Raw genomic sequence first — 12,189 nt, 5'->3', positions numbered from 1 at the left:
AAATTCATGCCACAATGTCGATTATAAAATATAAAAATCCTTAAATAATAATTGATTAGGTGAAGCAATGAAGAAAACAATCATGGGTGCAATGGTGGCGTTAACCATGTTCAGTGGGCAGGCTCTAGCTGCGGGAGATGCTGCAGCAGGTCAAGCAAAGTCGGGAGTATGCGCGGCGTGTCATGGCGCTGATGGTATTGCTGTCATTCCGGGTTACCCAAATCTGAAAGGGCAAAATGAGCAATATATTATCAGTTCAATTAAAGCTTATAAAAATAAAGAGCGAACAGGTGGGCTTGCTGCTGTGATGCAAGCTCAAGCTTCATTGTTGTCTGATGAAGATATCGCTAACCTAGCGGCTTACTACGCAAGTTTGAAGTAAACGCGAGTCTGAAAAAGCTTGGACGATTGGGCATTGAGCAGTCCTCATTGGGTTTTATCAACTCACGATATTCGCTATGTTAATTTGCTCAGCCTGGATTTTCGCTGGTGGATCAGAGACAAACATTGAATGTTGCGAAACGCTAAACGATAATAAGCGCAATCGATTGAAGCTTAAGGGATGAACATGAAAAAAATTGAAGCGATTATCAAGCCATTTAAACTGGATGATGTTCGAGAAGCGCTAGCTGAAGTTGGCATTACAGGGATGACCGTCTCTGAAGTGAAAGGCTTTGGTCGCCAAAAAGGTCACACCGAGCTTTACCGTGGTGCAGAGTATATGGTGGACTTTCTACCTAAAGTGAAGCTCGAAATCGTTGTAACGGAAGATGTGGCTGATAAATGCGTAGAGACAATCATTGAAACCGCGCAAACTGGTAAGATTGGTGATGGTAAAATATTCGTCACTGATATTGAGCGTGTGGTTCGTATTCGTACTGGTGAAGAAGACGAAGACGCGATCTAAGGTTTCTTGTCACTTGTTTCGTATTTATTATGCTAAAAGGGAGCCAAGTGGCTCCTTTTTTGTTGTTTGCTTATTAGTGAAATCATTTAACCCGAGATTTGTTGTTCTAGATTTCGGGTGCCTACATTCAGGTTTGTCGTATGTTTAAGCGTTTTTTTCTGGCGTTAGCTTTTCTCGTAATGGCGGTATTGGTTGGCTTCCAGGTTATTTTCACCGTACCAGATCAGCCGCAAATTATTACTCAAACAGGTACCGAGCTGACACAAGATATCAGGTGCATCGAATTTAGCGATTCAAAAGCTCTCGATCATGACGGCAAAATCAATGTGCTTGTCTGGAATATCTACAAACAGAACCGGGCTAATTGGCAACGTGCACTCGATGAGTTTTCTGCTGATAAGCAGTTACTGTTATTGCAAGAAGCCAGCATGACACCATCATTTAAACAGTGGTTGGTGGATGGTCGCTGGGTTAGTAATCAAGTGAGTGCTTTTAAGGCGCTGGGTAGCGGTGCCGGTGTAATTAGTATTGCTCAAGGGCAACCAGAAAAAGCCTGCGCTTACACCTCTAAAGAGCCGTGGCTTCGCTTACCTAAGTCTGCATTATATAGCCAGTATCACTTGAGTAATGGCGAGAAACTCGCAGTGGTGAATGTACATGCGATTAACTTCACCGTGGGTACAAAAGAGTATGTATCTCAGTTAACGGCGCTTGAAATGCTTTTAAAGCATCATGTGGGGCCAATTCTATTTGCTGGAGACTTCAATAGCTGGAGTGAATCTCGCGTTAATGCGATGAGGCAGGCCTTAAAGGCTGCGGACTTACAAGAGGTGACGTTCTTGCCGGATCATCGAGTCCAATTTATAACAGGGTTACCACTGGACCATGTGTTTTACCGAGGTCTGACGCTTAAGTACGCAAAAGCGCCGCAGAGCGACGCTTCCGATCATAACCCATTGTTATTGTCATTTACGTTAAATGACTAGCTTAGGTTACCACAATATAAAGTGCCCAAATAACGTAGAAGAATACCCATGGCAGGCTTGCAATCACCAAAGCTTGGCCACGTTCAAACTCCGTCCACGTCAGTACAACGCCGTAGCCGAGCACAATGTACCAAGGCAGAAGCAAAGGTAACGAGCTAGCGAAATGAGACCATTCGTTAGTAAGAGGCAGCTTTAATAGACCATTGAGGCTATTTAAATCGGCAGCGTAAGTCATTACCTGACCATGCTTGAGTAGCAAGCTCGCGTAGCTTGCTACATCGCCCAATACTGCTGGGAATAAGATAGCACACGATGCGGCAAACCATTTCCAGTAACCGTATTGTTGTTTGCTTGCCTTTGTTGCAAGAAAGAACCAAAGCGCGAGCAATATTAAGGTGGCAAAGCGGTTGAATACATCATTGATGATCGCGCTTGCCATTAGCGTGTTTGGTTCTAATAGCTCAATCTGCTTCGGGTCGATTTGCTGAAATTGCGCAGCAAGTTGGTCACTGAGCCACGTGAAATCGACATTCGAAAAGTAAGCACCCCAGAATAAAAACGGACTAAGCATCAGGAAGATGAACGGTTGCCATCCCCATCCACCGCGTTGATAAAGCGCGAGAAAACAAGATGTTGGAGAACGAAAAATGTCCAACAGCATCACAAGTGGATTGCTTGATGGGTTCATACACTTACCTTCGTTACGTCAACGTACAACTTAAGCTTTTGACCTGGTTGTAAGTATTTTTTCTTGTGTAGCGAGTTCCATTTCACGATGTCGTTCGTTTTTACTTTGAACTTGCTTGCAATGCCGCTAATGGTGTCGCCAGAGCGAACGTTGTAGAAAACGGTACGGATCACAGAACCTTTGTCTGAGTCCTTCCAAATCACTAGCTTTTGACCCACACGCAATGGATCTTTAGGGCCCATACCATTCCATTTAGCTAACGATTTATACGACACTTTATTGTTACGTGCGATTGACCACAAACTTTCTCCAGACTGAACGACATGGGTGAGCTTGAGTTGACCACGAGCACGAGATTGAGTCTTGTTTAATCGGTTTTGTGCCGTTAATGCATATTTTGCATCGTCTTTTGTTGATGTCGGAATCAATAGGTATTGACCAATACGAATGTTGTTATTCGATAGGCCGTTGGCACGTCGAATGACTTTCGTGGTTGTGCCGTATTTATTAGCTAGCACGCTTAAAGAGTCACCAGATTTCACCTTGTAGCGAGCGACCTTCATCCCTTTACCGCGATTTTTCTCCACCTTGGTGAGAAAAGTCTCTTTTTTCTCTACGGGAATCAAAAGTTGGTGCGGCCCCTCAGGCGCTGTCGACCACTGGTTGTATGCTGGGTTGTAACTCTGCAACTCTTTTACGCTAATGCCGGCATAATCTGCGGCAATAGCCAGATCTAACTGCTCTTCTGGATCAACAAGCGTTAGAACAGGCTTGTTTGGAATTGCAGGAATATTAAGTCCGTACTTGTCTTGGTTTGCGATAACGTCAGCCAAGGCCAATAGCTTAGGAACGTAACTGCTGGTCTCTTTTGGTAAGTCTAATGAGAAGAAATCGATAGGTTTACCGAGCTTTTTATTCTTACGAATTGCGCTAGAAACTCGGCCTCCACCGCTGTTATAAGCGGCGATTGCATGTTCCCAGTTACCATCAAAACGCTCGTTTAGTTGTACTAGGTAGTCCAGCGCTGCATCCGTTGCTGCTGCCACATCTCTGCGACCGTCATACCAGTAGTTTTGCTCTAGTCCCATCATTTTTCCGGTGCCAGGGACAAATTGCCACAACCCAGCCGCGCTACCATGTGAGTAGGCAAAGGCATCGAATGAACTTTCCACTACAGGAAGTAAAGCTAGCTCCATTGGGAGTCCGCGCTCTTCGATACGTTTTGTGATCATGTATAGAAAAGGAGTCGCACGCTTAGATACCGTGTAAAGGTGATTTGGGTGCTTTAAATACCACGTACGGTAGTAGTCCACTTTCTTGTGGTTTGGGATATCCATGTCCAGCTGCATGGCGATACGTTGCCACACATCTTCTTGTTCTTGGGGGGAGAGAACTTTAGGCGCGTCGTTAGCGGATTTTTTTGCTAGTGACGATTTATTGCCCGGTTGAGCTTTTACTGCATTTTGCTTTGCAGTCTGCTCAGATTTATTGGTTTCTGGTGTAGAAGACGTTGAATCTGACTGAGTCAATTGACAGCCAGATAATAACAACGCCAACGCCCAAGTATACTTCAAACGCATGGATTCAGCCTATTTAGGGCCTGTTTATCTTCACCTGCCTGTCGCGCAACGTAATGTGCGTGGCAGTCGCAAGATAATAGACATCTTTTAAACACTAACTAATTTATAGAGGCAAAGAGCTTCTAATTATGCAATGGGGAGAAATTCAAATAGATTTATATCAACCCCAAACGTAAGAGAAGCGCCAGTGGCGCTTCTCGAAAAATCAGTCCCTGATAATACTGGGGTCTTGCAAACTTACAAGCAGAAAATGGTTAAAATTCGTTCTTCCACTCGCGTAAAGCAGTAAAAACCGAGCATGGATCGCTATTTTTAATGCGACTAGCAACAGATTGAACCACGTCAGGGTTAGAGGTTCGCAAGAACGGATTAATCCACTTTTCTTTGCGTATTGTTGTTGGAAGTGTCGGAATGTTGAGTGCTCGCAGTCGGTTTACATCGTCGCGATATTGGCGAAGTTGCTCATTGTCAGGTTCAACCGCTAGAGCAAACGCCACGTTACTCGCGGTGTATTCATGCGCGCAGAAGACTTGAGTTTCTTCTGGTAGAGACGTTAGTTTGCTCAGTGATTCAAACATTTGCTCAGGCGTACCTTCAAAAATACGACCGCAGCCAGCAGAAAAGAGCACATCACCGCAAAACAGTTTTCCGTCCCCAACGTAACCGATATGGCCCAAAGTATGGCCGGGTAACCCAAGTACTAAGAAAATCTCACCAAACAACTCCAGCTTGTCGCCTTCTTCCATTGGTGTCGTTAGGGTTGGAATTGGCTCTGATTTTGGGCCCACAACGGCGACGTCAGGAAATGCACGCACTAAGTCTGGAACGCCACCAATGTGATCGTTGTGGTGGTGCGTAATTAAAATCGCTTCTAAAGTTAATTCGTTAGCCTGCAGAAATTCTAATACTGGCTTCGCATCGCCCGGATCAACGACTGCGCAGCGCTTATCGCTATTTTGTATCAGCCAGATGTAATTATCATTAAATGCGGGTATGCTTTTGATCTCTAACACGATTCGTTCTCCGTCACCCATTTTAGTCAGGTGGTTAATGAAACCAGCACTCAGCAACAAAACTATACCACACCCGTCGACTTGGTCAGCAATGAACAACGGTCCGTGGGTGCTTGAGTCAATCCAGACCCGACTTGATGAATGGTGCCCGAAACTCTTCGGCTACCATATGCTCAAACTGGGCGGGTTGAGCTGTGAGCTAACCAGCTGTAATTGTAACATTCAACACCAAGTCAACGTAGATATCCAGAACCCGTTGCATAATGTGATTGCAGATGGTTACGAATTACCCTTTTTGGAAAAAAGCTTTGATGTTGTGATACTCGCTCATCAGCTCGACTATGCAAGCGATCCACACCGTTTGTTGCGTGAAGTCGATAGAGTGATGATGGATGATGGCTATGTAATTATTACTGGATTCAACCCATTAAGCTTGACTGGATTAGCGAGTTTGCTTCCATGGCGTAAACATAATTTGCCTTGGAGTGGACGAATGTTTACGTCGAACCGCATCAAAGATTGGTTAGGGTTACTTAATTATCAAGTGATTCATTGTGATCGTTATGCGCTGTTTCCGATGAAACGTTACCGTACGATGTGGACATGGTTGGAAAATAGTCTTGGTGATTGGGCATCACCCGCTGGGAGTTTGTATTACATAGTCGCGCGGAAACGGACATACCCTCTCAAGCCTATCAAACCGCATTGGCGCTTGAAGAAAAAGCTCACACCACTTGGGGTGATGAATCGAGAGGGTAACACTATGAGGAAAGAATCTCGCTAAGAGGGTTGGTAACCTGTATCTTCCTCAGTTGGGTTTTCTGCAGCAGTCCGGGCTAGCTCATCACACATTTCGTTCTCACGATGGCCCGCGTGGCCTTTTACCCAATGCCATTCAACTTGATGGCGTGCGGTTTCTTTGTCTAGAGCTTGCCATAAATCGGCATTCTTCACGGGTTTTTTATCCGCTGTTTTCCAACCACGCTTCTTCCAGTTATGGATCCACTGAGTAATACCTTGGCGCACATATTGGCTGTCAGTCGTTAAAGTGACTTTACAAGGTTGTTTTAACGTCTGTAGCGCGACGACAGCCGCCAACATTTCCATGCGGTTGTTGGTAGTTAACGTATAGCCTTTGGAAAGTGTCTTTTCTACGTCTTTGTAACGCAATACTATGCCGTAACCACCTGGTCCTGGGTTACCTAAACAAGAACCGTCAGTGAAAATCTCAACGTGTTTGGTCATATTTTTTGGTACTATTAGCCGAAACATTTAATAAAGCATAGTCTGACATACATAACCTTATGAATACCAGCAGCAATTCTGAATATAACCGCATTGTCGTTCTCGATACCGAAACCACAGGTATGAACCGCGAGGGTGGTCCTCACTACATGGGACACCGCATTATTGAAATCGGTGCCGTGGAGATCATCAACCGTAAGCTGACTGGTCGTCACTTCCACGTTTATTTAAAACCCGATCGTGAAATCCAACCAGAAGCGGTTGAAGTTCACGGTATTACGGATGAATTCTTGGTTGATAAACCGGAATACGCGAGCGTGCACCAAGAGTTTCTTGAGTTTATTAAAGGCGCAGAACTTGTTGCCCACAACGCGCCCTTCGATACCGGCTTTATGGATTACGAGTTTGGCATGCTCGATCCTAACATCGGCAAAACGGACGACTACTGCAAGGTGACCGATACCCTTGCTATGGCGAAGAAAATCTTCCCTGGTAAGCGAAACAACCTTGATATCTTATGTGAACGTTACGGTATTGATAACTCGCACCGTACACTCCACGGAGCTTTGCTCGATGCGGAGATTCTAGCCGACGTTTACCTCTTTATGACGGGTGGTCAAACGAGTCTAGAATTTAACGCGAATAAACAAGAGGGTGGGGTAGAAACCATTCGTCGTATTGAAGGAAGAAAAGCGCTAAAGGTTTTGCGCGCAAGTGCCGATGAACTAGAAGCTCACCAAAAAAGATTAGAGTTGGTGAACAACTGTATTTGGCATCAATAGGAGAAGCTATGTTGAGGGCTTTGTTGGTCGCGTTTTTAGCGATATGGAGTAGTCTCTCGAGTGCTGCGAGTGAATCTACAATGTCTTTGTTAGACAATCGCTTTCGAGTTGATCCAACCATCGAGCAGATCACGTTTTTGGTTTATCGTGAGCAAAGTTCTCAGCCAGTTGTTTTAGTCCGTCCTGACGGTAAAAAATACTATGCTTGGGGCTCTTACGACAATGTACGTTGGTATCAAGAAGCCTCACTCGATATTATTTCCGTTGATAACCCTATGCCAGGTCCATGGCAGGCTGTGGGGAAAGTTACGCCTAAAAATAACATCCGCTTAATTTCTCACCTAAAGCTCAGTACGGATCTGTTCCCAAACCGATTATATAATGGGGAAGCGCTTAAGTTTACAGCTCGCCTGACCTCCGACGGCAAACCTCTTGTACTGCGCGACTTCCTTGATCGCGTGAATCTGCGCGTGACATTTACCAAGTTTGTCGAAAATGAAGATGAGCTGATCAAAGAAGCACGTCCAGTGCCGATGGTTGTGGGTGAGTTTTCTGATGACGGCCGAGGCTTGGATGAAAAAGCAGGGGATGGAGTGTTCACGGTTCAGCTCCCAATAGACGTTGAGCCTGGTAAGTACCGTGCGCGCATCACGTCTGGCAATGGCGTATTCTTACGAGCGCAAGAGCAAGTCATCTTGGTTTATCCGAACCCAATCTCTCGTACTTTTATTCAGGCTCGTAATCCCGATAAGCCACACCAATTAGTGGTGAGTGGCGAGCAAGGTATGATTGCACCAGGCTCTATTGCAGTCACAGTGAAAAAGGACGCTCCCGATGGTTTCATTAGTTACAGCCAAGGACAGGTCTCTAAAGATGGAATGAGAGTTACGTTGAACCTCAATAACGATGCTGAGCTTGGTAAGTACGCATGGCGCGGCGAGATCTTTGCCACTGATTTTGCAACTCAGCGCTCGTTGGTGTTTCCTATCCCAGAGCAAACCTTCAGTGTTGTTGATGAAGTTGATCTAGAAGCTGCTCGAATTGCAAAAGAAGCTGAATTAGCCGAACAGCGCCGTATTGAAATGGAAAAGCAAATTATCGCTGAGCGAGAGGCTGAGCGTAAGCGCAGCATGATTATTATCGCGGTGGGTAATTTGATAATGCTGCTGATTGTGATCATTGCATGGATAGTCTGGCGCAAAATTAAAGCGAAGCGCGATGCCATGCCAGAGATGCAATTAGAAGTACCAAAGAAATAGTAGTAACACATAAAGCGAGAAACGGAGCCAATCGGCTCCGTTTTTTTATCAAGTTACCAAGTTGGAAGAAGAAAAATGGATAAATTATGAATATTTAAGTTTACTGTATTCAAATATATGTTTGGGATTTTATATAAATAATATATCATTTTTACTTTCTAAATTGGTTGCATTTTTAATGTGACTAACTTTCAAAACAATCAATTAAAGATAAAGAAATAATGAATAAAATTTTAGCTTTTTTTTGTGCAGTGATAATTGTAGGTTGTTCTTCTATTGATAATGGTGTTAATAATCCAGATTCGGGAAGTAATAATTTAAAATCACTTGATACCTTCACTTTCGATCCCTTAAGTAAAATCCAAAAAGTAGAAATACCAACTTATTATGATGGCTTGTTTGATACAGCAAGACCCTATTTAGATGAAAAGTACCCTTACACCTATGTCAGTAAACCTCAAGCATACATAATTGATGACGAGATTATTTCTTTTGCTCCTTGGTTTCCTGTCGAAGGAAGGTTTACGGTTTTTCCAACCGCTCACTATATAGTTATAACTCAAGAAACCGAGAGTGGCTTAGTCTCCGCACGATTTAATCATGAACAAGTAATTAAGCTGTTAAGTGAAGAGTATAAAATTACTGAGCATACAAGTCCGTTTTTTCATTATGTTCTAGAGGTTTCTCCAAGTGAACAAGCCAATTTTGTAGAAGATATCCATAAAAAATTGAGTAGACTTCCTTCAGAATAAGGATTGTTGGTTGAATTTTGGTCAATAAAGTCAGGGGTTCTGGCTTTATTGATTGCATGGAGTTCTATTTATATTGATTTGGGCTTTGTAATAGGTAGTACGCCATAATAACAAGAGCCGATCTTTTAGGGTTTCTGGATAAATATTCAGCTGTGCGTGATAAATAAGAATAAGTAAACGCGAGGTCTCTGATGAAATACAAAAAGCGTCAGAAGTATAAATACACTCTCCATTCTGAAGAAAAGATTGAGACTCACATTTCAGTGAGTAACGCGTATGACAGCCCTTTTCTTAGTTTGTCCAAACAAGGCGTGTTAACGATTAAAAAGGGCTATGCATGGGATGGAGCGAGTGGGCCAGCGTTAGACACAAAAAACATTATGAAAGCTTCTTTAGTGCATGATGCTCTTTACCAACTCATGAGGGAAGAGGTGTTGCCTCAAAGTGCTCGAAAGCATGCGGATACGTTGTTGAGAGAAACATGTTTAGAAAAAGGAATGTCTAGCTTCAGAGCAACTTATATCTATTATGGCGTCAGAGTTGTCGGCGGGTTCTTTTCTAGACCCGATACTTTGTGTGCTTAATGGGAACATCTTTCCAACGTATAACTGTTTATTTATACAGTTTAGTTATGTAAGCTCCAAGGTGATACAAAGGAGTAGTACATAATGACAATAAGATATGAAGAGCATGTGCCAAGCCCGAAAGAATACTGTGATATGCGTATAAAAGCCGGGCTATCACCTAAATCGTTGAAAGCTGCTGAAATTGGCCTACCCAATTCGTTATATGGCGTATCTGTTCGGGATGAAGGAAAGCTCATTGCAATGGGTCGGGTTGTTGGTGACGGGGCGTGTAACTTCGAAATTGTCGACGTTGCCGTTGATTCTGATTATCAAGGTAACGGTTTAGGTAGAAAAGTCATGGAATACATCGACGGTTATCTTTCTTCTGTTGCACTTGAAGGCTCTTACGTTTCTATGATTGCTGATGAACCGGTCTTTTACGAAAAGCTTGGTTATAGGCTGGTGGCTCCTAAAAGCCAAGGGATGACAAAAAAGTTTAAGCCAAAGGCATAACACGTATTCAGCTGTGAAGATAAGCACTAGAAAACAGGAGTTTAATTTCCTGTTTTCTATATTAAATTTGTATTTAAGCCACTTCTGGAATTGGTTTGGGTGGCTGCTCTAAATCAGGCTCTTTTTGAACAGTAGGAATTTGTCCCTCACCCACAGCACTGATGTAACAGCCACTAAGTTTAATGGCAAGGTACATATCAGCTCGCAGTAAGATGCCTCCTTCACTGGTGCTGATACCAGTAAGCTCACACCATTGACGAAGACGTCGTTTCCTTCCTGCTAGGATTAAGCGTACGCCTCTCTTTTTCAAAGTATTGTGAATATCTGCCAGTGTTGCCATCACACTGAGATCCAAGTGAGTAAAGCTCGACACGGCGTCGATGACAACGCAACTTGCGTCTTTGTGATGCTCTGCCTGCTCTAACACTCTACGTTTAAAGTAAGGAGCGTTGAAGTAAGTTAGCGGTGAGTTAAAGCGGTAAATCACCATTCCAGGAATAGGCGATGCTTTTCCTGAGTCGTCGATGGTCCGAATGGTACCTTTTTCATCCAGGCCAAGTAGCTGATCACTCGGCCGCATGACAATACGTAAAAATTGAAACAGCCCTAGCAGTACCGCCAAAGTGATCCCCGGTATTACACCCACGATCAACACAGAAATAAAAGTAATGATGGCCAGATAAAATGCATCTTTGTCACGAGATTTTAATTTCCAAATTGCTTTAAGATCGAGCAGCGATAGGGACGCAATGATCAATACAACACCAAGTGAAGCGATAGGGATGAACTGCAAAGGCTCGTAAATAAATACCGCAATAATGGCAATAGTGATTGCAGCGACAATCGAAACTAATTGAGATTTACCGCCATTTGCATCATTGACGGCTGTGCGTGAGTCAGCGCCGCTTATCGCGAAACCTTGCGAAAACGCTGAGGCAATGTTGGCAAAACCCAACGCCTGAAACTCTTTATTAGCATCAATATCATAACCGTTTTTAGCAGCGAAACTGCGGGCGGTGAGCATCATGCTAACAAAACTGACAATCGCAAGGTTGAGAGCCGGGACCACTAGTTCACGAACTTCACCTAGCTCAAACTCCGGTGTTTGAAACTGAGGGAAGCCACCTTGAGTGAGTCCGACAACCGATACGCCCATCTCTTGTAAATGGAAAAACCAAACTGACGCAGTAGTTACGAGGATCGCCAGCATGGCAGCAGGCCAAGTTGGTCGGTAGCGTTTGGTGAGCAAATAAACGACAACCGTCACGATACTCAGAGTTACAGTAGGCCAATGAAGCTCGGTTAGTCGTTGTGGAGCTTCCCATAAACGTTCCAGTAAATAACGTTGCTCGTATTTCAAACCGACTACTTTCGCAAACTGACCAACGATAATTGTGAGAGCAACACCGTTGAGTAGACCCAAAAGAATCGGACGAGAAAGGAAATCTGCAAACACCCCTAGCTTGAAACGACTTGCCAGTACACACCAAATCCCCGTCATCGCTGTCATGGTCATAACCAACTGCCAATGTTTTGTGGGGTCACCTGCGGCAAGTGGTGTCACAACAGCAGCGATCACTGCACAGGTTGCTGCATCGGGTCCGACAATGAGTTGCCGAGATGTGCCCATCATGGCGTAAACCAACATTGGCAGTACACACGAATACAGACCGACAATTGCGGATACACCAGTTAACTGTGCATAAGCTATGGCAACTGGCAGTGCAACCGCGACAACAGAAAAGGCGGCTCTAAAGTCGTTAACAAACCATTCTTTTTGATAATGCTTAAGCTGAACAAGCCCTGGGAACCACTGTGCGAGTAATATTTTAGCCAACGGATTTACCATATATGTGAGTGAGTTACTTAAAGTATACACCGCTTAGTTGGAACGTCTG

Annotated in this window: 14 protein-coding genes; 9 read left to right on the top strand and 5 right to left on the bottom strand. The window is 44.0% G+C overall.

What is annotated here, in order from left to right; all coding sequences use genetic code 11:
- Positions 1-67 precede the first annotated feature (67 nt).
- The 3 genes from R7Z10_RS13855 to R7Z10_RS13845 all read left to right on the top strand — a co-directional run bounded on the left by R7Z10_RS13855 (position 68) and on the right by R7Z10_RS13845 (position 1,893).
- Positions 68-382 (top strand): cytochrome c, encoded by a 315-nt coding sequence (locus R7Z10_RS13855; protein WP_017636043.1) that lies wholly within the window; start codon positions 68-70, stop codon positions 380-382.
- A 186-nt stretch (positions 383-568) separates the two neighbouring features.
- A complete protein-coding gene (glnB, locus tag R7Z10_RS13850) occupies positions 569-907 on the top strand; it encodes a nitrogen regulatory protein P-II (protein WP_005380372.1) in 339 nt (112 codons plus the stop codon).
- Positions 908-1,047: 140 nt separating this feature from the next.
- Positions 1,048-1,893 carry an endonuclease/exonuclease/phosphatase family protein gene (locus R7Z10_RS13845; RefSeq protein WP_033905505.1) on the top strand — a complete coding sequence of 282 codons (846 nt, stop codon included), beginning with the start codon at positions 1,048-1,050 and terminating at the stop codon, positions 1,891-1,893.
- Position 1,894: 1 nt separating this feature from the next.
- Here the strand turns inward: R7Z10_RS13845 and R7Z10_RS13840 are convergent, their stop codons facing one another.
- The 3 genes from R7Z10_RS13840 to gloB form a co-directional block, all read right to left on the bottom strand.
- Entirely contained in the window at positions 1,895-2,581 is a 687-nt protein-coding gene (locus tag R7Z10_RS13840; protein WP_033905504.1) for a YIP1 family protein, read from the bottom strand.
- On the bottom strand, positions 2,578-4,161 hold the full coding sequence (locus R7Z10_RS13835; protein ID WP_017820746.1) for a LysM peptidoglycan-binding domain-containing protein: 1,584 nt from the start codon (positions 4,159-4,161) through the stop codon (positions 2,578-2,580). The genes R7Z10_RS13840 and R7Z10_RS13835 overlap by 4 nt, the downstream gene beginning before the upstream one ends.
- 254 nt (positions 4,162-4,415) lie before the next feature.
- Complete coding sequence (gloB, locus tag R7Z10_RS13830; RefSeq protein WP_017636045.1) at positions 4,416-5,174, bottom strand: hydroxyacylglutathione hydrolase; 759 nt, start codon at positions 5,172-5,174, stop codon at positions 4,416-4,418.
- Between the two features lie 37 nt (positions 5,175-5,211).
- Here gloB and R7Z10_RS13825 point away from each other — a divergent pair, with 37 nt between their 5' ends.
- Positions 5,212-5,958: a class I SAM-dependent methyltransferase gene (locus R7Z10_RS13825; protein WP_017636046.1), complete on the top strand. Its 747-nt coding sequence runs from the start codon at positions 5,212-5,214 to the stop codon at positions 5,956-5,958.
- Here R7Z10_RS13825 and rnhA read toward each other — a convergent pair.
- Complete coding sequence (gene rnhA, locus R7Z10_RS13820; RefSeq protein ID WP_005380384.1) at positions 5,955-6,419, bottom strand: ribonuclease HI; 465 nt, start codon at positions 6,417-6,419, stop codon at positions 5,955-5,957. The genes R7Z10_RS13825 and rnhA overlap by 4 nt on opposite strands.
- A 59-nt stretch (positions 6,420-6,478) precedes the next feature.
- Here rnhA and dnaQ point away from each other — a divergent pair, with 59 nt between their 5' ends.
- The 5 genes from dnaQ (at position 6,479) to R7Z10_RS13795 (ending at position 10,291) form a co-directional block, all read left to right on the top strand.
- On the top strand, positions 6,479-7,201 hold the full coding sequence (dnaQ, locus tag R7Z10_RS13815) for a DNA polymerase III subunit epsilon (protein WP_017636047.1): 723 nt from the start codon (positions 6,479-6,481) through the stop codon (positions 7,199-7,201).
- An 8-nt stretch (positions 7,202-7,209) separates the two neighbouring features.
- The gene (locus R7Z10_RS13810) at positions 7,210-8,460 is read left to right on the top strand and encodes a TIGR03503 family protein (RefSeq protein ID WP_025768253.1); all 1,251 of its coding nucleotides are present in this window, start codon (positions 7,210-7,212) and stop codon (positions 8,458-8,460) included.
- 221 nt (positions 8,461-8,681) lie between these two features.
- Positions 8,682-9,212 (top strand): hypothetical protein, encoded by a 531-nt coding sequence (locus R7Z10_RS13805; protein WP_005380387.1) that lies wholly within the window; start codon positions 8,682-8,684, stop codon positions 9,210-9,212.
- 191 nt (positions 9,213-9,403) lie between these two features.
- The gene (locus tag R7Z10_RS13800) at positions 9,404-9,796 is read left to right on the top strand and encodes a DUF1353 domain-containing protein (protein WP_017633769.1); all 393 of its coding nucleotides are present in this window, start codon (positions 9,404-9,406) and stop codon (positions 9,794-9,796) included.
- Between the two features lie 84 nt (positions 9,797-9,880).
- Positions 9,881-10,291, top strand: a complete 411-nt coding sequence (locus tag R7Z10_RS13795; RefSeq protein WP_005391824.1) for a GNAT family N-acetyltransferase — start codon at positions 9,881-9,883, stop codon at positions 10,289-10,291.
- Between the two features lie 73 nt (positions 10,292-10,364).
- Here R7Z10_RS13795 and R7Z10_RS13790 read toward each other — a convergent pair whose 3' ends face one another.
- Positions 10,365-12,140, bottom strand: coding sequence for a SulP family inorganic anion transporter (locus R7Z10_RS13790; protein ID WP_017820741.1), 1,776 nt, complete (start codon positions 12,138-12,140; stop codon positions 10,365-10,367).
- Positions 12,141-12,189: the final 49 nt, after the last annotated feature.

The sequence above is a fragment of the Vibrio sp. Vb1018 genome (genome assembly GCF_033338775.1).
Classification (GTDB): domain Bacteria; phylum Pseudomonadota; class Gammaproteobacteria; order Enterobacterales; family Vibrionaceae; genus Vibrio; species Vibrio alginolyticus.
This window is presented reverse-complemented; position numbering and strand designations above follow the sequence as displayed.